We start from the raw sequence: 25,609 nt of genomic DNA, 5'->3' as shown, positions 1-25,609 counted from the left end.
GACGGGCCCGGGCCGCCCGTCGGACGGTCCGGGCCCCGCTGTCGGGATTCTCTCGGCCTGTGCCGGGGATTCGGCGTTCCTCAGACGGGGTCGTAGGTGCGCTCGACCTTCTGCGTGCCGGAGCGCGTGCGGTACGACCGGGCCCAGCTCGAGGTGGCGTCGGCCTTCGTGCGGTCGGACAGGACGTAGTAGTCCATCTGCGCGCGCTCGGCGGTGATGTCCAGGACGCCGTAGCCGTGCCGGTCGGTGTCGACGAAGTGCACATGCCGGTTCGCGGCTCGGATGACGGGCGAGGCGATCGCGGTGAGCGTGCCCTCGGGCACCTTCACGATGTCGTCGAGGTTGTCGGAGGTCACCGAGGTGACCACGAACTCGGTGGCGGCCGAGGCCGACAGCGGGTACGTCCCGGCGTCCACCGGCACGTCGTTGGCCCACGCCATGTGGATGTCACCGGTCAGGAACACGGTGTTGCGGATGGCGTTCGCGCGCAGGTGGGCGAGGAGCTCGCGGCGGTCGTCGGTGTAGCCGTCCCACTGGTCGGTGTTGAGGCCGAGGCCGTCCTGCGGCAGACCGAGCAGCTTGGCGAGCGGCTTGAACAGGTCCGCGGAGAGCGAGCCGATGACGAACGGCGAGATCATCACCGAGTTGCCGACCAGCCGCCAGGTGGTGTCCGACCCCTTCAACCCGGCCTTCAGCCAGTCCAGCTGGGCGCGCCCGGTGATCGTGCGGTCCGGGTCGTCGACCGTGCCGTTGCCCACCTTGACCTGCTGGGAACGGAAGGAACGCAGGTCCAGCAGGGAGAGATCGGCGAGCTTGCCGAACCGCAGCCGGCGGTAGGTGGTGCCGGCGATGGCGGGCCGGACCGGCATCCACTCGAAGTACGCCTGCTTCGCCGCCGCCTGACGGGCCGACCAGGCGCCCTCCGCGCCCTCGGTGTGGTTCTCGGCGCCGCCGGACCAGGTGTCGTTGGCGAACTCGTGGTCGTCCCATATCGCGATGACCGGGGCCTTCACGTGCAGCGCCTGAAGGTCGGGGTCCGTCTTGTACAGGCCGTGCCGGGTGCGGTAGTCGGCGAGCGTGAGGATCTCGTGGGTGGGCGACGTCTGCCGTACGACGGCGCCGCGCGCCCCGTACTGGCCGGTGCCGTACTCGTAGATGTAGTCGCCGAGATGCAGCCAGGCGTCCAGGTCGCCGCGGGCCGCCAGGTGGCGGTACGAGGAGAAGTAGCCGGCCTCCCAGTTGGCGCAGGAGACCACGCCGAAGCGCAGACCCGTCACGGCGGCGTCCGCCGCGGGCGCGGTGCGGGTACGCGCCACCGGGGTCCGGGCGCCGCCCGCCGAGAAGCGGAAGTAGTAGTCGGTGGCCGGCTGAAGGCCGCGGATGTCGGCCTTGACGGTGTGGTCGGAGGCGGCGGTGGCGGTGGTCGAGCCCTTGTTGACGACGTTCGTCAGCGCCCTGTCCGTGGCGACGACCCAGCTCACCTCGGTGTCCGGGCCGAGTCCGGAGCCCGGTGTCGCCTCGGCGGCAGGCGTCACCCGGGTCCACAGCAGGATGCCGTCGGGCAGCGGGTCGCCGGAGGCGAGGCCGTGCAGGAACGCCGGGGTCTCCGCGGCGGCGCGGGCCGGGAGCGCGGCGGCGAGCGGTCCGGCCAGGACGACGGTCGCCGCCGCGGCCTTGACGACCGTACGGCGGCGCGGGGAAAGGGAGTCGGGGCGCTCTGACGGAACGTCGGCGCTCGTGGAGGATCTGTATCGACTGGTCACGGACAATCAGATTACTGACGAGTACAACCGAGAGCGGGCGAACCGGAAAGAAGTTCGCCCGCTCTTCGACTGCGCGTCAGGAACCGGCCCCCACGGCCGCGACCGTGAGGCGGGGGGCCTTCCGAGGATCAGACGGAATGCCTGCCTGCGGGGTGGGGGACTGGGATCAGCCCTTGAGGGCCGCCGTGATCGCCGTGGTGTAGTCGGCGACGCGACATGGGGGCGTTCTGACTGTTGGGAGCCGTGAGCTTCTTGCCGTCCATGACCAGGGAGGGGGTGCCGTTGACGTCGTCCTTGTTGGTGTCGAAGGTCTTCGACATCGCGAGCGCCCAGGCGTCGTAGGTACCGCTCTTGACGGCGTTCTGGAACTTCGTGTTGCCCTTCAGCGCGGGGACCGTGTCGGCCACCTCGATGAGGTAGCTGTCACTCTTGAACTTGTCCTCCGACTCGTCCGGGTGCCACTTCGCCGAGTAGAGCGCGGTCTTGTACTCCATGAACGCGTCCGTGCTCACGTTCAGCGCGGCGCCCATGGCGCTCAGCGCGTTCTTGGAACCCTCGCCGCGCGAACCGATCGTGCCGTCGCTGAGCCGGTCGCCGTCCAGGAACGAGGCGCCGATGTACTGGATCTTGAACTTGCCCGCGTCGAGGTCCTTCTCGACCGTCGACCCGACCGTCTGCTCGAACTGCGCGCAGATCGGGCAGCGGGGGTCCTCGTACATCTTGAGGACCTTCTTGGCCGTGCTCTTGCCGAGCATGACCGTCGTGCCGTTGGTGCCCGAGGTGTTGGCGGGGGCGACGACCTTGGCGTCCTTCGCCTCTTCCCAGTAGCTGGGCTTGTTGGCCTGGACGACGGCGTAGCCTATGCCGCCGGCCGCGGCCAGTACGCCGACGACCGAGAGGGCGACGACGATCTGGCGCTTGGTCTTGGCGCGCTTGGCCTCGCGCTCGCGCTCGATGCGCAGCCGCTCCCGGGCCGCCGTCTTCGCCGCCGCGCTGTTCCGCTTGCTCATGGTGATCTCCAAAAGGGACGCGCACACGTCGTACGCGGAAGTTCGTGTGGGGACTCTGGTACTGGAGGTGGTGCTCGGCGTGCCCGGGCTGTGCAGCCGTGTCCGTGCAGACGTGTCCGTGCAGACGTCTCCGTGCAGAGGTGTCTCTGCGCGGACGTGTGTCCGTGCGGACGTGTCTTCGTGCGGACGTGTGGTCCGTTCAGACCGTGGCGGGCGAGCGCGGCGGTCCACGCCGTCCCAGGGAGTGCACGAGCAACCGGTCACGGACGGTGGCCGCGCGGTGCGCGGGCCGCGGCAGGCGGCGGGCCGCCGGGGCGCGTCGTACGTTCACGGCGGCCACCGCGATCAGCAGGGGCCGGAAGGTGGTCGCGGTGGCCGCCCGCAGCAGCTGGACGAGAGCCCGCTCGCCCCGGCGCAGCCAGGCGGCGGCGACCAGGCCGACGCAGATGTGCGCGGCGAGCAGCAGCCAGGCGGCGGCCGGGTGGACCTGGGCGAGGTGTCCGCCCAGCCCCGTGGGGCCGGGACCGCCCGCGACCTGTGCCAGTGGAGAGCCGACGCGGGTGCCGTCGCCGCACAGCACGTCCCAGCCGATCGAGGCCAGCGGGCCGGCGACCGGGCCGCCGGCCCGGCCGTAGCAGACGTGCTGGCCGGTGGTGAAGACGGTGTCGGCCGCCAGTTCCAGCGGGATCAGCAGGGCGGCGATCCGCCCGAAGCCGCGCTCGCGGCCGGCGAGGGCGTAGGCGAGGGCGAACACGGCGACCGCGACGGCGGCCACCGTGTTGAGCGGCAGGGGGGCCCGCGACAGCAGCACGTGCGACGCGGCGCTGAGCGTCACGACGAAGGCCGTGAAGAGCGCCGCGCGTACGGCTCTGAGGCGGGTCCCGGATATGTCCATGGCGCAGGAGAGTGTGTCACGTACCGCGGTAGGAGACCCCTAAAGAGTCCCTGTGAGAAGGCCTACTGTCACAGACCCGGAATCCGGCCGTTGCGGAACAGGTCGACGAAGATCTGGTGGTCGGCACGCGCGCGTGCGCCGTAGCCGTGCGCGAAGTCGACCAGGAGGGGTGCGAAGCCTTCCTCGTCGGCCGCGATCGCCGCGTCGATGGCCCGCTCGGTGGAGAACGGGACCAGGGACTCGCCGGAGGTGTCGTCCGCCGCCGCGTGCATGGTGGCGGTGGCCCGGCCCAGGTCGGCGACGACGCCCGCGATCTCCTCCGGGTCGTCGATGTCACCCCAGTCCAGGTCGACCGCGTACGGCGAGACCTCGGCGACCAGCTGGCCGGCGCCGCCGAGCTCGGTCCAGCCCAGCCACGGGTCCGCGTGCTGCTGGAGGGCGCGCTGGGAGATCACCGTGCGGTGGCCCTCGTGCTGGAAGTAGCCGCGGATCGCCGGGTCGGTGATGTGCCGGGAGACGGCCGGGGTCTGCGCCTGCTTGATGTAGATCACGACGTCGTTCTCCAGGGCGTCGCTGTGGCCCTCCAGAAGGATGTTGTACGACGGCAGACCGGCCGAGCCGATGCCGATGCCGCGGCGGCCGACGACGTCCTTGACCCGGTAGGAGTCCGGGCGGGCCAGCGACGTCTCCGGCAGCGTCTCCAGGTAGCCGTCGAAGGCGGCGAGCACCTTGTAGCGGGTGGCGGCGTCCAGCTCGATGGAGCCGCCGCCGGGCGCGAAGCGGCGCTCGAAGTCACGGATCTCCGTCATCGAGTCCAGCAGGCCGAAGCGGGTCAGCGAGCGGGCGTCGCGCAGGGCGTCCAGCAGCGGGCCCTGGGCGGTGTCCAGGGTGAAGGGCGGCACCTCGTCGCTCTTCGCGCCGGTGGCCAGCGCGTGGATGCGCTCGCGGTACGCGCCCGCGTAGACCTCCACCAGCTCCGTGATCTGGTCGTCGCCGAGCGCCTTCGCGTACCCGATGAGGGCGAGGGAGGCGGAGAGACGCTTGAGGTCCCAGGTGAAGGGGCCGACGTAGGCCTCGTCGAAGTCGTTGACGTTGAAGATCAGCCGGCCGTTGGCGTCCATGTACGTGCCGAAGTTCTCCGCGTGCAGGTCTCCGTGGATCCACACGCGCGAGGTGCGCTCGTCCAGGAACGGGCCGCCCCGCTTCTCCGCGTCCAGGTCGTGGTAGAAGAGGCCGGCCGTGCCCCGGTAGAACGCGAACGCCGAGGCCGCCATCTTCCGGAACTTCACGCGGAACGCGGCCGGGTCGGCGGCCAGGAGCTCGCCGAACGCGGTGTCGAAGACGGCGAGGATCTGCTCGCCGCGGTGCTCGTCGTCGAGCTGCGGAACCGACATCGCTGGGTGCCTCCTGGTGCATGACGTGTACGACGGCGTCTCTGCCGTCTCCAACGGACGAAGGTACGCGGGAGTGCCCGTTTCCCTCCGGTGAAGGTACGCGGCGCGGCGGTCCGTGTGTCAGTGGTCGGGCATAGACTTCGACGCTGTCCCCCCGACCGCCCGCAACCGGTGGGACGCCAGTCGATCCGTGTTTCCCCTGGAGGCCGCAGCCGTGTCAAAGCCGCCGTTCACGCACCTGCACGTCCACACCCAGTACTCGCTGCTGGACGGTGCCGCGCGGCTCAAGGACATGTTCGACGCGTGCAACGAGATGGGCATGACCCACATCGCCATGTCCGACCACGGCAACCTCCACGGGGCCTACGACTTCTTCCACACCGCGAAGAAGGCGGGCGTGACCCCGATCATCGCGGATCGAGGCGTACGTCGCCCCCGAGTCGCGGCGCAACAAGCGCAAGATCCAGTGGGGCCAGCCGCACCAGAAGCGCGACGACGTCTCCGGTTCCGGTGGCTACACCCACAAGACGATCTGGGCGGCGAACGCGACGGGCCTGCACAACCTCTTCAAGCTCTCCTCGGACGCGTACGCCGAGGGCTGGCTCCAGAAGTGGCCCCGGATGGACAAGGAGACCATCTCCCAGTGGTCCGAGGGGCTCATCGCCTCCACCGGCTGCCCCTCCGGCGAGCTCCAGACCCGGCTGCGCCTCGGCCAGTTCGACGAGGCCCTGAAGTCGGCCGCCGAGTACCAGGACATCTTCGGCAAGGACCGGTACTTCCTGGAGCTGATGGACCACGGCATCGACATCGAGCACCGGGTCCGCGACGGCCTGCTGGAGATCGGCAAGAAGCTCGGCATCCCGCCGCTGGTCACCAACGACTCGCACTACACGTACGCGCACGAGGCGACCGCGCACGACGCGCTGCTGTGCATCCAGACCGGCAAGAACCTCTCGGACCCGGACCGCTTCCGCTTCGACGGCACCGGCTACTACCTGAAGTCCACGGACGAGATGTACGCCATCGACTCCTCGGACGCCTGGCAGGAGGGCTGCGCCAACACCCTCCTGGTGGCGGAGCAGATCGACACCACCGGCATGTTCGAGGCGAAGAACCTCATGCCGAAGTTCGACATCCCCGACGGCTTCACCGAGATCACCTGGTTCAAGGAGGAGGTCCGCCGGGGGATGGACCGCCGCTTCCCGGGCGGCGTCCCCGAGGACCGCCAGAAGCAGGTCGAGTACGAGATGGACGTCATCATCCAGATGGGGTTCCCGGGTTACTTCCTCGTCGTCGCCGACTTCATCATGTGGGCGAAGAAGAACGGCATCGCGGTCGGTCCCGGGCGTGGCTCCGCGGCCGGTTCGATCGTCGCCTACGCGATGGGCATCACCGACCTCGACCCGATCCCGCACGGCCTGATCTTCGAGCGGTTCCTCAACCCCGAGCGCGTCTCCATGCCCGACGTCGACATCGACTTCGACGAGCGCAGGCGCGTCGAGGTGATCCGGTACGTGACCGAGAAGTACGGCGCCGACAAGGTCGCCATGATCGGCACCTACGGCAAGATCAAGGCCAAGAACGCGATCAAGGACTCCGCGCGCGTGCTGGGCTACCCGTACGCGATGGGCGACCGCCTCACCAAGGCCATGCCCGCCGACGTCCTGGGCAAGGGCATCGACCTCAACGGCATCACCGACCCCTCGCATCCGCGGTACGGCGAGGCGGGCGAGATCCGCGCGATGTACGAGAACGAGCCGGACGTCAAGAAGGTCATCGACACCGCCAAGGGCGTCGAGGGCCTGGTCCGGCAGATGGGCGTGCACGCGGCCGGCGTGATCATGTCCAGCGAGCCGATCGTCGACCACGCCCCGATCTGGGTGCGGCACACGGACGGCGTGACCATCACCCAGTGGGACTACCCGCAGTGCGAGTCGCTCGGCCTGCTGAAGATGGACTTCCTCGGCCTGCGCAACCTGACGATCATGGACGACGCCGTCAAGATGGTGAAGTCCAACAAGGGCGTCGACCTCGACCTGCTGGCCCTGCCGCTCGACGACCCGAAGACCTTCGAACTCCTCCAGCGCGGTGAGACCCTCGGCGTCTTCCAGTTCGACGGCGGCCCCATGCGCTCGCTGCTGCGTCTGATGAAGCCCGACAACTTCGAGGACATCTCCGCCGTCTCCGCGCTCTACCGTCCGGGCCCGATGGGCATGGACTCGCACACCAACTACGCGCTGCGCAAGAACAAGCTCCAGGAGATCACGCCGATCCACCCGGAGCTGGAAGAGCCCCTCGAAGAGGTCCTGGCCGTCACCTACGGCCTGATCGTCTACCAGGAGCAGGTGCAGAAGGCCGCGCAGATCATCGCCGGGTACTCGCTGGGCGAGGCCGACATCCTGCGCCGTGTGATGGGCAAGAAGAAGCCCGACGAGCTGGCGAAGAACTTCACCATCTTCCAGGCCGGCGCCAAGAAGAACGGCTACAGCGACGAGGCGATCAAGGCCCTGTGGGACGTGCTGGTCCCGTTCGCCGGATACGCCTTCAACAAGGCGCACTCCGCCGCGTACGGCCTGGTCTCGTACTGGACCGCCTACCTGAAGGCGAACCACCCCGCCGAGTACATGGCCGGGCTGCTCACCTCGGTCAAGGACGACAAGGACAAGTCGGCCGTCTACCTCAACGAGTGCCGGCGCATGGGCATCAAGGTGCTCCCGCCGAACGTCAACGAGTCGGTGCACAACTTCGCCGCCCAGGGCGACGACGTGATCCTCTTCGGCCTCGAGGCCGTCCGCAACGTCGGCACCAACGTGGTGGAGTCGATCATCAGGAGCCGCAAGGCCAAGGGCAAGTACGCCTCCTTCCCCGACTACCTCGACAAGGTCGAGGCCGTCGCCTGCAACAAGCGCACCACGGAGTCGCTGATCAAGGCGGGCGCGTTCGACACCCTGGGGCACACCCGCAAGGGCCTCACCGCGCACTTCGAGCCGATGATCGACAACGTGGTCGCGGTCAAGCGCAAGGAGGCCGAGGGCCAGTTCGACCTCTTCGGCGGCATGGGCGAGGAGGAGACCAGCGAACCGGGCTTCGGCCTGGACGTCGTCTTCACCGAGGACGAGTGGGACAAGACCTATCTGCTCGCCCAGGAGCGGGAGATGCTCGGTCTGTACGTCTCCGACCACCCGCTCTTCGGCCTGGAACACGTGCTGTCCGACAAGGCGGACGCGGGCATCGCCCAGCTCACCGGGGGCGAGCACGCGGACGGCGCGGTGGTGACCATCGGCGGCATCATCTCCGGCCTGCAGCGCAAGATGACCAAGCAGGGCAACGCCTGGGCGATCGCCACCGTGGAGGACCTCGCGGGCTCCATCGAGTGCATGTTCTTCCCCGCGACCTACCAGCTCGTCTCCACCCAACTCGTCGAGGACGCCGTCGTCTTCGTCAAGGGCCGCCTCGACAAGCGCGAGGACGTGCCGCGGCTGGTCGCGATGGAGCTCCAGGTCCCGGACCTGTCCAACGCGGGCACCAACGCGCCCGTGATCCTCACCATCCCGGCGACCCGGGTCACCCCGCCGATGATCAACCGCCTCGGGGAGATCCTCACCCACCACAAGGGCGACAGCGAGGTCCGGATCAGGCTCCAGGGCCCGACGAAGACCACCGTCCTGCGTCTGGACCGGCACCGGGTCAAGCCCGACCCCGCTCTCTTCGGCGATCTGAAGGTCCTGCTCGGCCCGTCCTGCCTGGCGGGCTGACCCCGCGGGGACACGACGGCGACGAGGGGCGCATCCGGCACCGGATGCGCCCCTCGTGCATGCCCGGGCACGACGGCCCGTCGTGCGGACGTCAGTTGTGGCCGAAGCGCTTCTGCCGACCCTTGCGGGCGATGTCGGCAGGCGTCGCCTGGGCGATGCGCTGCTCGGTCTGCGACTCCATCGAGGACGGCTGTGCCGCCTGCGGACCACGCTCGGACTGCGGCTGCTTACGATCCTGCTTCTTGTTCTTGGCCATGGTGATCTGCCTCCTGTGGGTGACCTAGGGGCCAGGGCCGGGACCAGATTCACATAGGCTGACTTACAGCGCATTTCGGATAATTACCGTCCGTGACAGGGGTCGTCGGAGTGCGGCGTCCCCAAACGCCACGCCGAAGATCGAGTTCCGGCCGTTAACCTCCGCGCGGTCGGGCAGACTCGAAGGAAGCCCGAAGCAAAACTCCCGGAAAGAGGGTGAGTCGTGTGGACCGCTGCATCGTCCTGGTGGACGCCGGGTATCTGCTGGGGGCGGCCGCGAGTCTCCTCGCCGGAGAACCCTCGCGGTCCCGTATCACCGTCGACCACTCCGCGCTCGTCCAGGGCCTGCGCGAACAGGCCGAGTCCGAGACCGAGCGCCCGCTGCTGCGCATCTACTGGTTCGACGGCGCCCCAGACCGCGTCCCCCAGCCGGAGCACCGCAGGCTGCGCGTGATGCCCCGGGTGACGGTCCGGCTGGGCGCCCTGACCCGCAGCGACGGGCGGTGGGCCCAGAAGGGCGTCGACGCCGCCATGCACGCCGAGCTGACCGAGCTGGCCCGCAACCGCGCCTGCTCCGACGTCGTCCTCGTCACCGGCGACGGCGACCTGCTGCCGGGGATGATGGCCGCCAAGGAGCACGGCGTCGCCGTCCACCTCTGGGCCGTCCAGGCCGCCGACGGCGACTACAACCAGTCCGAGGACCTGGTCGCCGAGGCCGACGAGCGGCGCGTCCTGGACCGGATCTGGATCACCAAGGCGGTCCGCGCGAAGGAACTCGGCGGGGTCTGCGCGCCGCCGCCCGCCCCCCGCCCCGAGATCGCCGCGATCCTCTCCGCTCCGCTGCCCGACTCCGGGCTCGCCCCCACCGTCGAGCGGCCCGCGGAGGAGGCCGAGCACCCCTCGGTGACCGCCGGCTCCGACACCGGCGCGCAGGACCGCGTCCCGGCCCCCAAGGGCGTCCCGACGCCCAAGGACCTCGCCGCGCTGCGGGCGCCCGGGACGCCCGGGGCGCCCGCCGTCCAGCATCCGGCCACCGCGACCCTGCGCTGGTCCTCCGACAAGGGCTGGGTCGACCGCCCCGGGGCCGCCCCCGAGCCCGCCGACGTCGCCTCCATGCCGACGCTCGCGCAGGTCACCACGGCCGAACAGCGGTGGGCCGACCGCGAGGAGGACATCACCACCGTCGGCGGCGACCCCTACGAGGTGGGCCAGGTGTTCGCCCGCCGGTGGATGGCGCGTCTCGGCGATCAGAGCCATCTGCCGAAGCTGTCGGGCATGTACCCGCGCATCCCGCACCGCATCGACGGCGAACTGCTGAGGTACGCGGCCCGCTTCGGGCTGCTCGCCCACAAGGACGACCAGATCGACGAGCACGACCGGTACGCCATCCGGGCGGGCTTCTGGCGCGAGATCGATGTGAGGACCGCCGCGGGGCACGCTCCGGCGGCGGACTGAGCGGGCCGCCCGCGACGCCCCGACCGTGAGCGGCGGCCCGCGACCCCGTACTCTCGTCCCTTGTGAGTACGCGCGCGGCACCGCCCCTTGGGCACGGGAACGAGGTCGTGTGTGCCGTGCGCGGTCTGACCAAGACCTATCCGGCGGTCCGCGGCCGGCGCGGCACTCCCGCGACACCCGAGGTCCGGGCCACCGACGACGTACGGCTGGACATCCGGCGTGGTGAGATCTTCGGTCTGCTCGGGCCCAACGGCGCCGGCAAGACCACCCTCGTCCGGCAGATGACCGGGCTGATGCGCCCCGACGCGGGCAGCGTGGAGATCCTCGGGCACGACATCGTGCGCCACCCCGAGCGGGCCGCCCGCATCCTCGCCTACCTCGGTCAGGAGTCCACCGCCCTCGACGACCTCACCGTCTCCCTCGCCGCCGAGACCACCGCGCGGCTGCGCGGCCTCGACGTGCACACGGCTCGCCGGGAGCGGGACGCCGTCCTCGACGAACTGGGCCTCACCCCGCTCGCCGGACGCCCCCTGCGTAAACTGTCCGGCGGCCAGCGCCGGCTGGCCTGCTTCGCCGCCGTCCTGGTGGGGGAGCGGCCGCTGCTGGTGCTGGACGAGCCGACCACCGGCATGGACCCGGTGGCACGGCGGGCGGTGTGGGCCGCCGTGGACCGTCGGCGGGCCGAACGCGGTACGACCGTGCTGCTCGTCACCCACAACGTCATCGAGGCGGAGACCGTGCTCGACCGGGTCGCCGTCCTCGACCAGGGCAGGGTCATCGCCTGCGACACCCCCGCCGGCCTCAAGGAGCAGGTCGCCGACGAGGTGCGGGTCGAGCTGGTGTGGCGGGAGCGGGCGCCGCTGGACGTGCCCGAGGTCGCCGCGCTGCGCGAACGGGCGCTGGAGTCGGGGCGCCGCTGGACGCTGCGGCTGGCCCCCGACGAGGCCCGCGCGGTGGTCGCCACCGTCACCGGCGGAGCCGCCTTCGCCGCGCTGGACGACTTCACCCTTGCCACGCCGAGCCTGGAGGACGTCTACCTGGCGCTCGGCGGGGCGGCACGGCAAGGTCTGGTGCGGGCGTGAGCGCGGCATGGACGGCGGGCGCGGCGTGGACGACGGGCGCGCGGCACGCAGGGGTGCGGAGCCGCGGGATGCGGGGCGACGGGGTGAGCGGGCGAGCCGGCGGCTCCGTATGGGACGGTATGAGAGCCGTAGGGAAGAGGAGCAGCGCCACGTGAGTGTCGTACCCGCCGAGGTTCTGCCGGGCGGCGCCCGGGCCGTCACCGAGACGCCCCGCGCCGCGGCCGCCGAACTCGCGCCGCGCGCCCGGCTGTGGCCGTCGCTCGTGGCCGTGTACCGGGCGCAGCTGTCCCGGGCGCGGGTGGCGCGCATCCCGCTGTTGTTCGTGGCGACCTTCCAGTCGGTCGGCATCCTGATCATGATGCGCGGCGTGGTGGACGGCGGAAGCGAGGCGGAGGCCGTGGTGGCGGGCTCCGCGGTGCTCGTCGTGGCCTTCGTCGCGCTGAACCTGCTCGCGCAGTACTTCGGGCAGCTGCGGGCGAGCGGGGGGCTGGACCACTACGCGACCCTGCCCGTGCCGCCGGCCGCCGTCGTGCTGGGCGCGGCCGGGGCGTACGCCTCGTTCACCGTGCCGGGGACGCTGGTGACCGCGGTCATCGGCTGTGCGCTGTTCGGGCTGCCGCTGACCCATCTGTGGGTGCTGGCGGCCGTCATCCCCCTGGCGGGCGCCGCGCTGTCCGGACTCGGCGCGGCCTTCGGGCTCCTCGCGCCGCGGCCGGAGCTGGCCACCGTGCTGGGGCAGCTGGGCATGTCGGCGGCGCTGCTGCTGGGCGTGCTGCCGCCGGACCGGATGCCGGAGGCGGTGCGCTTCGCCCGGGACCTGCTCCCCTCCACCTATGGGGTCGAGGCCTTCGCGCGTACCTTCGGGCCGCACCCCGACTGGGCGTTCGTGCTCGGCGACCTCGCCGTGTGCGCGGCCGTGGGCGTCTTCTCGCTCGCCGTCGCGACCTGGGCGTACCGCCGGGCCGCCGTCCGGTGACGCGCCGCACGGGCGCGCCTGGCACGATGTCAGTGTGACCGCACCGCTGACTCCGCCACCGCCGCCGCACGAACCGTCTCCGCACGAACCGTCTCCGCACGAGGCCTGGCCGCCGTCGCCCGGAGGGTATGCGGGGGTGGCCGCCGCGCCCCATGACGGCGCGCACGGACAGGACGGGCCCGGGATGAAGACCGAACTGCGGGAAGCCGCCGTGATCACGGTGGGGGTCGCCCTCACTGGGGTGCTGCTGGGGCTGCTGTGGGTGTGGCTGGCGCCGAAGGTGCCGCTCGTCGGCGAGCTGTCGGACGGCAGCTGGGTCGTCTACTTCAAGGACACCGAGGGGGAGCAGGCGATCGGGGTGGACGGCACGTTCACCCTGCTGGCCCTGGCCTGCGGCGCCGTGAGCGCGGCGGCGGTCTTCGTGTGGCGCCGGCGCGGGGGAGTGCCCCTGGTGGTGGCGCTCGGTGTGGGCGGCCTGCTCGGCTCGCTGCTGGCCTGGCGGCTGGGGGTGTGGCTCGGGCCCGACTCCGATGTGATCGCGCACGCGCAGGCCGCCGGCAAGGGCGTCACGTTCTCGGCACCGTTGAAGCTCGGGGCGAAGGGGGCGCTGCTGGCGTGGTCGCTGGCGGCGATGCTGGTGCATCTGGGGCTCACGGCGTTGTTCGGGCCCCGGGATCCCGAGCCGTTCCCGCCGTACGGGTCGGCGTCGAAGGACGGGTACGGGGCGCCTACGGCGTAGGGACGGGGCGGGACGGGGTGGCGGAGGCGGTTTTCGCCCCCGCCACCCCGTCCCGTCTCGTCTCCAGGGGGCGCTGCCCCCTGGCGGGGCCCCCGTCGGCCCGGACGGCCTCGTCCTCCAACGCGGGACGGGCTGGAATGCCGGGTGGCGTCGAGGGCGGCCCGGGGTCGATGGCCGGGCAGCCGGGTGGGGGTGGTCAGGGGCGGGCGATGGGGGCCAGCAGGGCGTCGGTCTGGGTGGTCAGGTCGCCGGGGGAGAGTTCGACCTCCAGGCCTCTGCGGCCCGCCGAGACGCAGACGGTGGCGTGCGCCGTCGCCGAGGCGTCCAGGACCGTACGGAGTTTCCTGCGCTGGCCGAGCGGGGAGATGCCGCCGCGGACGTAACCCGTGGTGCGTTCGGCCAGCGCCGGGTCGGCCATCGCCGCCCGTTTGCCGCCCACCGCCGCGGCCAGGGCCTTCAGGTCGAGGGAGCCCGCGACGGGGACCACCGCCACCGTGAGGGCTCCGTCCACGTCCGCTACCAGGGTCTTGAAGACGCGGTCGGGGGAGACGCCCATCGCCTCGGCCGCCTCCTCGCCGTACGACGGGTGGTTCGGGTCGTGGTCGTAGGCGTGGACGGTGTAGTCCACGCCCGCCGCCGTCAGGGCCACCGTCGCGGGCGTGCCGCCGGCCTGCTGCTGCTTCTTCGGCTTCTTCGCCATGGGGCCTTCAGTTGAGACTGGTCGGGGCGCGGGTCAGGTCAGCCGCGGGCAGTGAGGGCAGGCTGCGGATGATCGCCGTCTCGGCGCGCAGCACGGTCAGCTCGTCCCGCAGACGGGAGGCCGTGTCAGGGGCCTGCAGGAGGCGCTGCTTGCTGGGGACGTCCAGCATCATCGCCGCCGCCACCAGGTACGACACCACCGAGGGGTCGTCCGGCAGGTCGGCGCCGGTGGCCAGCGAGCGCTCGCGGGCGCCCGCCAGCCGCTTCTGGTACTGGCGGAAGGCGCGCAGCACGCCCTCGGCGAGGGCGCCCGCCTCCTCGCCCGGTTCCTCCGGCAGTTCCTGGAGCTCCGCCGTCAGGAAGGGGCCCGACGCGTCCACCGACAGCAGCTTGACGCGGGTGGTGCCCGTCGCCAGCACCTCGAAGGTGCCGTCGGCGCGCTCGCGGATCGTCGCCGCGTCGGCCACGCAGCCCACGCCGTGGAACGTCCGGGCGGGGTCGTCGCCGAAACCGGCGGCCGGGCCGCGCTCGGACACCGCCGTCCGGTCGGGGAGCCCCCGGGCGCTGGGCGCCACCTCGTGGCCGTCACGGATGGCCACGACGGCGAACCGGCGCGATTCGTCCTCGGGGGTCTTCAGAAGATCGCGCATCATGGCGCGATAGCGCTCCTCGAAGACGTTGAGCGGGAGCACGAGTCCCGGGAACAACACCGAGTTCAGCGGGAAGAGCGGCAGACGGACGGTGGTCACGACGCAGAAGCCTAATGGTCCAGCGGCCGGGCTCGTCCGCCGTGCCCGCCACCCGGCTGCCACGGGGGGCGTTCGGACGGCCCCGAGCGGACCTCCTCGCGCACGGCCAGGAAGTGGCCGAGGGGGTCGTCCGACAGCCGCCCCCAGGGGAAGGAGGTGGCGTACGGGCCGATCAGCCGCAGCTGGGCGAGGGCGTCGTCGCGGCGGTCCAGGCGGACCAGGACGTACGTCAGCACGTTGCGGATCTCGGCCGGCCACGGGTCGGCGGCCGGGAAGCGCGCGGAGAGCGCGACGGCGCGGTCGGCGGCCGCGTCCAGCCGCTCGCGCGGCACCTCCGGTCCGCAGCCGTCGGTGAGGTAGGCCAGGGCCGCGCGGGTCGGCAGCGCCTGGACGAGGGAGCCGGCCGGCGCGTCCTGTGCGGCCCGGTCGGCGAAGTCGAAGCACTCGCGGTGGGAGCCGTGCCAGGACTCGGCCAGATAGCGCTTGGCGGCGACATGGCAGCCGTAGTGGTGCGGGGCGCGGCGCACCGCGGCCGCCCACAGCTCGCCGAAGTACCTGTGCCCGGCCTGGGAGCCGCGGGCGTGGTCCAGGGCTATCCGCCACGGCACCGGGTCGCGGACGTCGCTCTGCGCGGCGGCGGTGATCAGCGGGCTCACCTCGCGCAGCAGCTCGGCCCGGGCCGGCGACCCCCAGGCCCGCGCCACGGCGAGCTGGGCGGCGACGAGCAGGACGTCGGGGTCGCGCGGGGCGGCGGCGCGCCAGTCCTCGAACCACTCCGGGCGGGAGCGGGCGAAGGCGGCGAGCCGGGTCGCGTAGCGGTCGCGGTACTCCCACTCGGCCCGTTCCCGGGTGTGGGCCAGCAGTTCGGCGGCGGGCGCGTAGGCGCCGAGGCCGGCGGCGACCAGCGCGGGGCCGAGGCGGTCGTCGGGCACGTCGAGGAGCACCTCGTCGTCGGCGGGGAGCCCGGCGGCGCTGTGGGGGGCGGCGTTCCGTGCCGGCCGGGAGCTCCGGGAGGCACGGATGAACGGGGGCAGCAGAGCCATGGTGCCGACCATTGAAAAGCCGCGGCTTCAGATTGCGCCAGAGGCTTCACGCAACCTGCGGAAAGTTGTACGCCCCGGGGTCAAGGGATGGTAAAGGTGAGCGTTCAACAACTTTCCGGCGCGCACCCCTGCGGACCCGCTGTTCCTCAGCCCCGGCGCAGCAGCCTCGTCGCCCCCGCCGCCACGGCCGTCGCCAGGATCCAGCCGAGCAGGACCAGCGCCGTCGACAGCCACTGCCAGCCGCCGCTCAGCTGCCACTGGCCGACCTGCCCCAGGTCGATGACCGGCAGCAGCAGATCGAGGGCGAACAGGGCCGGGTTCCAGGGCGGATGCCCCTGCCGGTCGACGGGCGGATGCGCGGCGTGCGCGAAGGCCAGCGAGCTCGCCGCCCACAGCACCGCCATCCACACCGCGGCGCGGCCCGGCCGGTACCCGTAGGCGACCGCCCAGTCCTGCGCGTAGCCCCAGAGCTTCGCGGCCGGCGGCAGGGTCTCGCGGCGACGGCGCTGCTTGGCCAGCAGGACCTCGCGCGCGTCCTCGTCCTCCCCGCCGGTCCGCAGCACGGCCGCCAGCCGCTCGTACGGCTCCGGGGCGTACTCGGCCGTCGCCGCGGCCACCCAGCGCAACCGCTCGGCCAGCGGGAAGGGCCCCTGCGGCACCAGGTTCTCGTAGGCGAAGCCGCCCATGTGCAGCGCGCCCGGACCCGGCCAGGCGCTCGCCCGGTCCACCAGGTTGATCACCCGGGCGCCGGACAGGACCACCTTGCCGCGCAGCGGCTGCTCGCCCAGGAAGCGCAGCTCGGGCGTCTGCACCCGGCGCAGCGACAGCTCCTGCTCGTCCGTGAGGACGAACCGGGCCCGCTCCAGGTCCACCGCGTCCCCGAACCGGCCGTCGTCCAGACGTATCCCGCCCCGGCACTCGAATCGCTGGATGCGCGTCCCGCGGGCCGGGGTGACACCGCTCAGCGCGTGGCCGCCGACGCCGGCCGGGGTGAGGTACAGCGAACGCTCCACGGTCAGCTGGGGCGCGTTCAGCGCGAGCCGCGTGTACGGGTTGGCCAGCCGCGCCCCGCGCAGACTCAGCGACACGCCGATCTTGGCGCTGCGCAGGCTCAGCTCGCCGTGCGACTCGAGGAGTTCGGCCTGGAGGTCCTGGCCGACCGTCAGGCCGTCGGCGGCGATCGAGCGGCCGGTGCGGTCCCGGTAGACGATCGCCTGGTTCAGCAGCAGGTCCGTGCCGATGTGCGCGTCGGTGAGCCGCACGCCGTTGTGGAAGCGGCAGCGCGGGAGGTGCAGATCGCCCTCGGTGTGCACCCGCGCCGCCTCCAGGCGGGGCACCGAGCAGTCCACCAGCCGCATGGTCGTGAACCGCGCCTCCGGCAGCAGCAGGTCCCGCTCGAACCGGCAGCGCTTCATCTCCACGTACGGCACCACCGTGCCGCCCGCGAGATCCAGCGAGCCGCTGATCTGCACGCCGGCCAGCTTCATCGACGCCACCCGGCCGGCCAGCGCCGGCGGCCCGTCCAGCAGCAGCCAGGCGACGATCCGGGCCCGCACGGTCCGCGATCCGCCCCACGGATGGCCGCCGTGCGGATCGTCGACGACCGTGTCCCCGCTGCTCAGGTCGTACACACTGCCGTTGCGGAAGGCCTGCCACATGCCCGCCTCGGCCGCGGTCAGGTCGTCCGGCAGATCACCTGCGCCGTCGGTCACCGCTGTCACCCGTCACCCCCTCCGTCACCCATGGGCTTCGCACGGCTGTCCTGCCCGCCGGGTGACCCCTCGAACACCCGACGTGAAGGCGATCTTCCGAGTTCCGGCCACGGTCTGTATCAGCCATTGATACGCGCGGACGACGCCCGATCCCGGTCTGAGAGAATTGGCCACGTGATCTCCCGAATCGATCTGCGCGGCGACGCCCTTCCCGAGGGACCCGCCCTGCGCGACCTGCTGCCCCGAGCCGACTTCGACGTCTCGGCCGCCCTGGAGAAGGTGCGTCCGATCTGCGAGGCCGTGCATCATCGGGGCGACGCGGCGCTGATCGACTTCGCCGAGAAGTTCGACGGGGTGCGGCTGGAGTCCGTACGCGTCCCGGCCCGGGCGATCGCGGACGCCCTGGACGGGCTCGACCCCGCCGTGCGCGCGGCCCTGGAGGAGTCCATCCGCCGCGCCCGTCTCGTGCACCGCGAGCAGCGCCGTACGACCCGCACCACCCAGGTCGTGCCCGGCGGCGCCGTGACCGAGAAGTGGGTGCCCGTCGACCGGGTCGGTCTGTACGCGCCCGGCGGCCGCTCGGTCTACCCGTCCTCCGTGGTGATGAACGTGGTGCCCGCGCAGGAGGCGGGCGTCGAGTCCATCGCCCTGGCCTCGCCCGCCCAGGCCGAGTTCGGGGGCCTGCCCCACCCGACGATCCTCGCCGCGTGCGCCCTGCTCGGCGTCGACGAGGTGTACGCGGCCGGTGGCGCGACCGCCGTCGCGATGTTCGCGCACGGCACCGAGTCCTGCGCGCCCGCGAACATGGTCACCGGCCCCGGCAACATCTGGGTCGCCGCCGCCAAGCGCTACTTCGCCGGCAAGATCGGCATCGACGCCGAGGCGGGACCGACCGAGATCGCCGTCCTCGCCGACGCCACGGCCGACCCCGTGCACGTCGCCGCCGATCTGATCAGCCAGGCCGAGCACGACCCGCTGGCCGCCGCCGTCCTGGTCACCGACTCCGTCGAGCTGGCGGACGCGGTCGCCAAGGAGCTGGAACCGCAGGTCGCGGCCACCAAGCACGTCGAGGACCGGATCGTCCCGGCGCTCGCCGGCCGGCAGTCCGCGATCGTGCTGGTCGACGGCGTCGACGAGGGCCTGCGGGTGGTCGACGCCTACGGCGCGGAGCACCTGGAGATCCAGACGGCGGACGCCGCCGCCGTGGCCGACCGGGTGCGGAACGCGGGCGCGATCTTCGTCGGGCCCTGGGCGCCGGTCTCGCTCGGCGACTACGCGGCCGGCTCCAACCACGTGCTCCCGACGGGTGGCTGCGCCTGCCACTCCTCCGGGCTGTCCGTGCAGTCCTTCCTCCGCGGCATCCACATCGTGGACTACACGCGCGACGCGCTCGCCGAGGTCGCGCACCACGTGGTGACCCTGGCGGAGGCGGAGGACCTGCCCGCCCACGGGGCGGCGATCAAGGCGCGGTTCGCATGGAAGGTGCCGACGAGCAAGTGAGCTTCGGAATCGACGATCTCCCCGTACGGGACGAGCTGCGCGGCAAGTCCCCCTACGGCGCGCCCCAGCTGGACGTCCCCGTACGGCTGAACACGAACGAGAACCCCTACCCGCTGCCCGAGCCGCTGGTCGAGCGGATCGCCGAGCGGGTGCGTGACGCGGCCCGCGACCTCAACCGGTACCCGGACCGCGACGCCGTGGAGCTGCGGACGCAGCTGGCGAAGTACCTCACGGACACGACGGGGCACGAGGTCGCCCCGGCCAACGTGTGGGCCGCCAACGGCTCCAACGAGGTCCTCCAGCAGCTGCTGCAGACCTTCGGCGGACCCGGCCGCACGGCGATCGGCTTCGAGCCGTCGTACTCGATGCACGGGCTCATCGCCCGCGGCACCGGGACCGGATGGATCTCCGGGCCGCGCAACGCCGACTTCACCGTCGACCTCGCGGCCGCCGAGAAGGCCATCGCCGAGCACCGCCCCGACGTCGTCTTCGTCACCACCCCCAACAACCCCACCGGCACCGCGGTCCCGGCCGGGACGGTCCTCGCGCTGTACGAGGCCGCCCAGGCCGCGAAGCCGTCGATCGTCGTGGTCGACGAGGCGTACGTCGAGTTCAGCCACGGCGACTCGCTGCTGCCCCTGATCGAGGGCCGGCCGCACCTCGTCGTGTCCCGCACGATGTCGAAGGCCTTCGGCGCGGCGGGCCTGCGCCTCGGCTACCTCGCCGCGCACCCCGCGGTGGTGGACGCCGTCCAGCTGGTCCGGCTGCCCTACCACCTGTCGGCCGTCACCCAGGCGACCGCGCTGGCCGCCCTGGAGCACACCGGCACCCTGCTGAAGTACGTCGAGCAGCTGAAGTCGGAGCGGGACCGCCTGGCGGGCGAGCTGCTCGCGGCCGGCTACGAGGTCACGCCGTCCGACGCCAACTTCGTGCAGTTCGGGCGGTTCGACGACGCCCACGCGGTGTGGCGGCAGATCCTCGACCGGGGTGTCCTGGTCCGGGACAACGGGGTGCCCGGCTGGCTCCGGGTCACCGCCGGAACCCCCGAAGAGAACGACGCGTTCCTCGACGCGGTCCGTGAACTGAAGAAGGAGACGAGCGCATGACTCGCGAAGGCCGCGTCGGAAGAATCGAGCGCACCACGAAGGAGACCTCGGTCCTCGTCGAGATCGACCTCGACGGTTCCGGCAAGGTCGACGTGTCGACCGGCGTCGGCTTCTACGACCACATGCTCGACCAGCTCGGACGCCACGGACTGTTCGACCTGACCGTGAAGACCGACGGCGACCTGCACATCGACTCGCACCACACGATCGAGGACACCGCCCTCGCGCTGGGCGCCGCCTTCAAGCAGGCCCTCGGCGACAAGGTGGGGATCTACCGCTTCGGCAACTGCACGGTCCCGCTGGACGAGTCCCTCGCCCAGGTCACGGTCGACCTCTCCGGCCGCCCCTACCTCGTGCACACCGAGCCCGAGAAGATGGCGCCGATGATCGGCGAGTACGACACGACGATGACCCGGCACATCCTGGAGTCCTTCGTCGCCCAGGCGCAGATCGCGCTGCACGTGCACGTGCCCTACGGGCGCAACGCGCACCACATCGTGGAGTGCCAGTTCAAGGCACTCGCCCGGGCCCTGCGCTACGCCTCGGAGCGCGACCCGCGCGCAGTCGGCATCCTCCCCTCCACGAAGGGCGCGCTGTAAAGCCATGACCGGACTGTCGACCGTCCTGATCGTCGTCGGCCTCTTCCTGGCCGGCGGCATCTACTCCTTCGTCAAGCAGCAGATGCCCCGAAGCCTGATCGTGCTGCTCTCGATAGGGGCCGCGATGTGCCTCGTCGCCGGTGTGATGCGGCTGGAGGTGTGGAGTTGAGCACCGCGAAGAGCGCGAAGAAGGTCGTGGTCTTCGACTACGGCTTCGGCAACGTCCGCTCCGCCGAACGCGCCCTCGCGCGCACCGGGGCGGACGTCGAGATCACCCGTGACTTCGACACCGCGATGAACGCCGACGGGCTGCTGGTGCCGGGCGTCGGCGCTTTCGCCGCCTGCATGAAGGGCCTGAAGGAGGCCCGCGGCGACTGGATCATCGGCCGCCGGCTGTCCGGCGGACGGCCGGTCATGGGTATCTGCGTCGGCATGCAGATCCTGTTCGAGCGCGGCATCGAGCACGGCGTGGAGACCGAGGGCCTCGACGAGTGGCCCGGCGCGGTCGAGCCGCTGCAGGCCGACGTCGTGCCCCACATGGGCTGGAACACCGTGGACGCCCCGGCCGACTCCCAGCTGTTCGCCGGCCTCGACGCGGACGCCCGCTTCTACTTCGTGCACTCCTACGCCGTCCACGACTGGTCCCTGGAAGTGCTCAACCCGGCGATGCGCGCCCCCAGGGTGACCTGGGCGACGCACGGCGAGCCGTTCGTGGCCGCCGTGGAGAACGGCGCCCTGTGGGCCACGCAGTTCCACCCCGAGAAGTCCGGCGACGCCGGAGCCCAGCTCCTCACCAACTGGATCGGAACACTGTGAGCAAGCTCGAACTCCTCCCCGCCGTCGACGTCCGCGACGGCCAGGCCGTCCGTCTCGTGCACGGCGAGTCCGGGACCGAGACCTCCTACGGCTCCCCGCTCGAGGCGGCCCTCGCCTGGCAGCGGTCGGGCGCCGAGTGGCTGCACCTGGTCGACCTGGACGCCGCGTTCGGTACCGGCGACAACCGCGCGCTGATCGCCGAGGTCGCCAAGGCCATGGACATCAAGGTGGAGCTCTCCGGCGGCATCCGCGACGACGACACCCTCGCCGCCGCCCTCGCCACCGGCTGCACGCGCGTGAACCTGGGCACGGCCGCCCTGGAGACGCCCGAGTGGGTCGCCAAGGTCATCTCCGAGCACGGCGACAAGATCGCGGTGGGCCTGGACGTGCGCGGCACGACCCTGCGCGGCCGCGGCTGGACCCGCGACGGCGGCGACCTCTACGAGACGCTGGCCCGCCTCGACCAGGAGGGCTGCGCGCGGTACGTGGTCACCGACATCGCCAAGGACGGCACCCTGCAGGGCCCGAACCTCGAGCTGCTGAAGAACGTCTGCGCGGTCACCGACCGGCCCGTCGTCGCCTCGGGCGGCGTGTCGTCGCTGGACGACCTCCGGGCCATCGCCGAGCTGGTCCCGCTCGGCGTCGAGGGCTCGATCGTCGGCAAGGCGCTGTACGCGAAGGCGTTCACCCTGGAAGAGGCCCTGGAAGCGGTGGCCCGGTGAGCGAGGTGCGCCGGGTCGGGTCCGGCGGACCCTGGGAGGAGGCCTTCGGCTACTCCCGCGCGGTGCAGCTGCCGGGCGGGCTCGTGCTCGTGTCCGGCTGCACCTCCGTGGTGGACGGCGAGATCGCCGCCGGGGGGCCGTACGAGCAGACGGTCAACGCCTTCAACGTCGCCTTCGCCGCGCTGGAGAAGCTGGGGCTCGGCCGCGACGACGTCGTGCGCACGCGCATGTACCTCACCCACGCGCGGGACGTCGACGACATCGGTCGCGCCCACAAGGAGCTGTTCGACGCCGTCCGGCCCGCCGCGTCCATGATCATCGTGTCCGGCTTCGTGGACCCGAGCCTGGTCGTCGAGGTCGAGGTCGAGGCGTTCCGTCCCGGCGGCGACGAGGAGGTGTCCGCGCCATGACGCTGGCCGTACGAGTCATCCCCTGCCTGGACGTGGACGCCGGCCGGGTGGTCAAGGGCGTCAACTTCCAGAACCTGCGCGACGCGGGCGACCCCGTCGAGATGGCCAAGGTGTACGACGCCGAGGGCGCCGACGAGCTGACGTTCCTGGACATCACCGCCTCCTCCGGCAACCGCGAGACGACGTACGACGTGGTGCGCCGCACCGCCGAGCAGGTGTTCATCCCGCTGACCGTGGGCGGCGGGGTACGCACTCCGGAGGACGTCGACAAGCTGTTGCGGGCCGGCGCCGACAAGGTGGGCGTCAACACCGCCGCGATCGCCCGCCCGGAGCTGATCAGGGAGATCGCCGAACGGTTCGGGCGGCAGGTGCTGGTCCTGTCGGTGGACGCCCGGCGCACGCAGTCGGGCTCCTTCGAGGTGACGACGCACGGCGGCCGTCAGGGCACCGGCATCGACGCCGTCGAGTGGGCGCACCGGGCGGCGGAGCTGGGCGCGGGCGAGATCCTGCTCAACTCGATGGACGCGGACGGCACGAAGGACGGCTACGACCTGGAGATGATCGCCGCGGTGCGCAAGCACGTGACGGTCCCCGTGATCGCCTCCGGCGGCGCCGGCAGGCTCACGGACTTCCCCCCGGCCGTCGAGGCGGGCGCGGACGCGGTGCTGGCGGCGTCGGTCTTCCACTTCGGCGACCTGCGGATCGGCGAGGTCAAGCAGACCCTGCGGGAAGCGGGACACCCGGTGCGGTGACGCCCGCGGACGCGCGCAGACACCCGCGGCGCGTGCTGTGCCGTGCGGTAAGCCCCGGTCGCCTGGCGGCCGGGGCTTACTCGCGCCCAGAAAGGAAAGAGAAGTTGCGCAAAATATATTGCGCAACTTTTCCTTCCTGTCTACGGTGGCGGACATGACAGAGTCGACGGACACGGCAGGCAGGGAACGCAACCGCCGGATCACGGACCTGGGCACGCTCAAGGCGCTCGCCCACCCCCTCCGGATGCGGCTGTACCGCGGGCTGACCGTCGCCCGCGTAACCACCGCCTCCCACCTCGCCGACCAGGTCGGCGAGGCCGTCTCGCTGGTCAGCTACCACCTGCGCAAACTCGCCGAACACGGGCTCATCGAGGAGGCCGAGCCGCAGAGCGCGGACGGCCGCGAGCGCTGGTGGCGGCCCGCCTCCGACGGCGTGAGCATCCGTGACGAGGACTTCCGCGACGCCCCGGAGAAGGCGGCCGCGCACACCGCGGCCAGCCGGCTCTTCGCCGCGGACCGCATGGACATGTACCGGCGCTGGCTCGACGAGCGGACCCACTGGAGCCCCGAGTGGAACCGCGGCGCCGAGTCCTCGGAGTCCGTCCTGCGTCTCACCGCGGACGAACTGGCGGAGCTCACCGAGGAGATGCTCGCGCTCCTGCGCAGGTACGAAGAGCGGGGCAGGGCCGCCGAGGCCGCCGAGACCGCAGCGGCCGGCGAGCGCCCCGAGGCCTCCCAGGGCCGGGAGAACGTCTCGGTGCACACATACGCGTTCCCGTTCCGTGCCTGAGCCCGTGGCGGAGCCGGTGCCCGACGCCGCGCTCGATCGCGTACCTGATCACGTGCCTGATTCCGTGACTGATTCCGTGACTGATTCCGTGTCCGACTCCGTGCGAGAGAGGCTGCCGGTGACCACCGCCACGCACGAGACCGTCCAGCGCGCCGCCCCCGAACTCCCCGCCCACCGCGACCCCGACGTGCTGCGCTGGCTCACCGCCTACACCGCTTCCATGGTCGGCGACAGCGTCTACTACATCGCCCTGTCGTGGGCCGCCGTCCAGGCCGGCACGCCCGCGCAGGCCGGGCTGGTGATGACGGCGAGCGCCGTGCCGCGGGCCCTGCTGATGCTGGGCGGGGGAGTGATCGCCGACCGGCTGGGTCCGCGCCGGGTCGTCATCGGCAGCGACGCCGTGCGCTGCGCGGCCGTCCTCGCGGTGGCCGCGCTGCTGTACGCGACCACTCCCGGCCTGTGGCCGCTCGCGCTGCTCGCCCTGGTCTTCGGCGCCGTCGACGCCGTCTTCCTGCCGGCCGTGGGCGCGCTGCCCGCGCGCGTGACGAGCCGCGGGCAGCTCGCGCGCGTCCAGGGCATGCGCGGCCTCGCCATCCGGTTCGCGAGCGTCGTCGGCGGACCGCTCGGCGGTCTCGGGGTGGCGGCCGGCGGCGCGGCCGCCGCGTTCGCCCTGGCAGGACTGCTGATAGCGGTCTCCGTGCCGCTGCTGTGCTCCGTGCGCATCCGCGAGCTGCCCGCCGACGACCAGGCGGCCGCCGGCGGCACCGCCTGGAGCGACCTGCTGGCCGGCCTGCGGTACGTGCGCCGCCACCGCGTCCTCGCCCCGCTGATGCTGGCCATCGCCCTCGGCGACCTGGGCTTCGTCGGACCCCTCAACGTGGGCCTGACCCTGCTCGCCGACGAGCGTGGCTGGGGCGCCGCCGGCATGGGCTGGGTGCTCTCCGGGTTCGGCGTCGGCGCGGGCGCCGCCTCGCTGCTGCTGACCCTGAGGGGACGGCTCCCGCACGCCGGCCGGCTGGCCGGCTCGTCGATCCTGGCGGGCTCCGTGGCCATCGGCGGCCTCGCCTTCGCACCCACCCTCGCAACCGCCGTCGGCACGGCCCTGCTGATCGGGCTGCTCGCCGGGCTCAGCGGCGCCGTGTGCGGAGCCCTGCTGCAGACCCAGACCGCCCCGGCCTACCTGGGCCGCGTCACCGCCGTCTCCAGCCTCGTCAGCGTCGGCCTCGCCCCGCTCAGCATGCCGGTGTCGGCCGCGGCCGTCGGGGCCTGGGGCACCGGGCCCGTGTTCGTCGCCAGCGCCGCGGTCTGCGGGCTCGGCGGGGTCACGGCCCTCGGCGTGCGCAACCTGCGCCGCGCCGAACTGCCGCGCTGACCGCATGCCCCGGGG

General features: G+C 72.1%; 22 protein-coding genes and 2 pseudogenes. 15 read left to right on the top strand and 9 right to left on the bottom strand.

The features are described from left to right. Positions 1–80: 80 nt before the first annotated feature. From QF032_RS11125 to QF032_RS11110, 4 genes and pseudogenes are all read right to left on the bottom strand, one after another. Positions 81–1,763 (bottom strand): alkaline phosphatase D family protein, encoded by a 1,683-nt coding sequence (locus QF032_RS11125; RefSeq protein WP_307041982.1) that lies wholly within the window; start codon positions 1,761–1,763, stop codon positions 81–83. 166 nt (positions 1,764–1,929) lie between these two features. Further along, positions 1,930–2,773: pseudogene (locus tag QF032_RS11120) on the bottom strand (thioredoxin domain-containing protein). A gap of 199 nt (positions 2,774–2,972) precedes the next feature. Beyond that, on the bottom strand, positions 2,973–3,668 hold the full coding sequence (locus tag QF032_RS11115) for a hypothetical protein (protein ID WP_307041978.1): 696 nt from the start codon (positions 3,666–3,668) through the stop codon (positions 2,973–2,975). A 68-nt stretch (positions 3,669–3,736) separates the two neighbouring features. Then, positions 3,737–5,062 (bottom strand): DUF2252 domain-containing protein, encoded by a 1,326-nt coding sequence (locus tag QF032_RS11110; RefSeq protein ID WP_306953147.1) that lies wholly within the window; start codon positions 5,060–5,062, stop codon positions 3,737–3,739. A 214-nt stretch (positions 5,063–5,276) separates the two neighbouring features. Between QF032_RS11110 and dnaE the strand changes: the two are divergent. Next, a pseudogene (gene dnaE / locus QF032_RS11105) lies at positions 5,277–8,817 on the top strand (DNA polymerase III subunit alpha). A gap of 91 nt (positions 8,818–8,908) precedes the next feature. Here the strand turns inward: dnaE and QF032_RS11100 are convergent. Then, complete coding sequence (locus tag QF032_RS11100; RefSeq protein ID WP_306953149.1) at positions 8,909–9,073, bottom strand: hypothetical protein; 165 nt, start codon at positions 9,071–9,073, stop codon at positions 8,909–8,911. A 224-nt stretch (positions 9,074–9,297) separates the two neighbouring features. Between QF032_RS11100 and QF032_RS11095 the strand changes: the two genes are divergently transcribed. The 4 genes from QF032_RS11095 to QF032_RS11080 all read left to right on the top strand — a co-directional run bounded on the left by QF032_RS11095 (position 9,298) and on the right by QF032_RS11080 (position 13,324). Beyond that, positions 9,298–10,527 carry an NYN domain-containing protein gene (locus QF032_RS11095; RefSeq protein WP_307041976.1) on the top strand — a complete coding sequence of 410 codons (1,230 nt, stop codon included), beginning with the start codon at positions 9,298–9,300 and terminating at the stop codon, positions 10,525–10,527. Between the two features lie 107 nt (positions 10,528–10,634). Next, positions 10,635–11,609, top strand: a complete 975-nt coding sequence (locus QF032_RS11090) for an ABC transporter ATP-binding protein (RefSeq protein ID WP_107444481.1) — start codon at positions 10,635–10,637, stop codon at positions 11,607–11,609. Positions 11,610–11,760: 151 nt separating this feature from the next. Then, positions 11,761–12,585, top strand: a complete 825-nt coding sequence (locus QF032_RS11085; protein WP_373430318.1) for an ABC transporter permease — start codon at positions 11,761–11,763, stop codon at positions 12,583–12,585. 34 nt (positions 12,586–12,619) lie between these two features. Then, positions 12,620–13,324 (top strand): DUF2567 domain-containing protein, encoded by a 705-nt coding sequence (locus tag QF032_RS11080; protein ID WP_307055921.1) that lies wholly within the window; start codon positions 12,620–12,622, stop codon positions 13,322–13,324. A 196-nt stretch (positions 13,325–13,520) separates the two neighbouring features. On the opposite strand, the gene ybaK is transcribed toward QF032_RS11080, so the two are convergent. From ybaK to QF032_RS11060, 4 genes are all read right to left on the bottom strand, one after another. Further along, complete coding sequence (ybaK, locus tag QF032_RS11075) at positions 13,521–14,024, bottom strand: Cys-tRNA(Pro) deacylase (RefSeq protein ID WP_306953155.1); 504 nt, start codon at positions 14,022–14,024, stop codon at positions 13,521–13,523. Between the two features lie 7 nt (positions 14,025–14,031). Beyond that, positions 14,032–14,772, bottom strand: coding sequence for an LON peptidase substrate-binding domain-containing protein (locus tag QF032_RS11070; protein ID WP_307055920.1), 741 nt, complete (start codon positions 14,770–14,772; stop codon positions 14,032–14,034). Between the two features lie 11 nt (positions 14,773–14,783). Next, complete coding sequence (locus QF032_RS11065) at positions 14,784–15,827, bottom strand: hypothetical protein (RefSeq protein WP_307041966.1); 1,044 nt, start codon at positions 15,825–15,827, stop codon at positions 14,784–14,786. Positions 15,828–15,961: 134 nt separating this feature from the next. Next, entirely contained in the window at positions 15,962–17,536 is a 1,575-nt protein-coding gene (locus QF032_RS11060) for an oxidoreductase (RefSeq protein ID WP_373430317.1), read from the bottom strand. Between the two features lie 165 nt (positions 17,537–17,701). Here QF032_RS11060 and hisD point away from each other — a divergent pair, with 165 nt between their 5' ends. From hisD to QF032_RS11010, 10 genes are all read left to right on the top strand, one after another. After that, positions 17,702–19,027 (top strand): histidinol dehydrogenase, encoded by a 1,326-nt coding sequence (hisD, locus tag QF032_RS11055; protein WP_306953158.1) that lies wholly within the window; start codon positions 17,702–17,704, stop codon positions 19,025–19,027. Then, on the top strand, positions 19,024–20,133 hold the full coding sequence (locus QF032_RS11050) for a histidinol-phosphate transaminase (RefSeq protein ID WP_306953161.1): 1,110 nt from the start codon (positions 19,024–19,026) through the stop codon (positions 20,131–20,133). Before hisD ends, QF032_RS11050 begins: the two co-directional genes overlap by 4 nt. Further along, positions 20,130–20,732: an imidazoleglycerol-phosphate dehydratase HisB gene (gene hisB / locus QF032_RS11045; RefSeq protein WP_306953163.1), complete on the top strand. Its 603-nt coding sequence runs from the start codon at positions 20,130–20,132 to the stop codon at positions 20,730–20,732. The genes QF032_RS11050 and hisB overlap by 4 nt, the downstream gene beginning before the upstream one ends. A gap of 4 nt (positions 20,733–20,736) precedes the next feature. After that, the gene (locus QF032_RS11040) at positions 20,737–20,901 is read left to right on the top strand and encodes a hypothetical protein (protein WP_307041964.1); all 165 of its coding nucleotides are present in this window, start codon (positions 20,737–20,739) and stop codon (positions 20,899–20,901) included. Next, on the top strand, positions 20,892–21,548 hold the full coding sequence (gene hisH, locus QF032_RS11035; protein WP_307055919.1) for an imidazole glycerol phosphate synthase subunit HisH: 657 nt from the start codon (positions 20,892–20,894) through the stop codon (positions 21,546–21,548). Before QF032_RS11040 ends, hisH begins: the two co-directional genes overlap by 10 nt. After that, complete coding sequence (priA, locus tag QF032_RS11030) at positions 21,545–22,270, top strand: bifunctional 1-(5-phosphoribosyl)-5-((5-phosphoribosylamino)methylideneamino)imidazole-4-carboxamide isomerase/phosphoribosylanthranilate isomerase PriA (protein WP_306953167.1); 726 nt, start codon at positions 21,545–21,547, stop codon at positions 22,268–22,270. The genes hisH and priA overlap by 4 nt, the downstream gene beginning before the upstream one ends. Further along, positions 22,267–22,680: a RidA family protein gene (locus QF032_RS11025; RefSeq protein WP_306953168.1), complete on the top strand. Its 414-nt coding sequence runs from the start codon at positions 22,267–22,269 to the stop codon at positions 22,678–22,680. The genes priA and QF032_RS11025 overlap by 4 nt, the downstream gene beginning before the upstream one ends. Further along, complete coding sequence (hisF, locus tag QF032_RS11020; RefSeq protein ID WP_307041960.1) at positions 22,677–23,432, top strand: imidazole glycerol phosphate synthase subunit HisF; 756 nt, start codon at positions 22,677–22,679, stop codon at positions 23,430–23,432. The genes QF032_RS11025 and hisF overlap by 4 nt, the downstream gene beginning before the upstream one ends. Positions 23,433–23,586: 154 nt before the next feature. Continuing rightward, positions 23,587–24,222, top strand: a complete 636-nt coding sequence (locus tag QF032_RS11015; RefSeq protein ID WP_307041958.1) for an ArsR/SmtB family transcription factor — start codon at positions 23,587–23,589, stop codon at positions 24,220–24,222. A 112-nt stretch (positions 24,223–24,334) separates the two neighbouring features. Next, complete coding sequence (locus tag QF032_RS11010; protein WP_373430467.1) at positions 24,335–25,594, top strand: MFS transporter; 1,260 nt, start codon at positions 24,335–24,337, stop codon at positions 25,592–25,594. Positions 25,595–25,609: the final 15 nt, after the last annotated feature.

Source organism: Streptomyces achromogenes (assembly GCF_030816715.1).
GTDB classification, from domain to species: Bacteria; Actinomycetota; Actinomycetes; order Streptomycetales; family Streptomycetaceae; genus Streptomyces; species Streptomyces achromogenes_A.
This window is presented reverse-complemented; position numbering and strand designations above follow the sequence as displayed.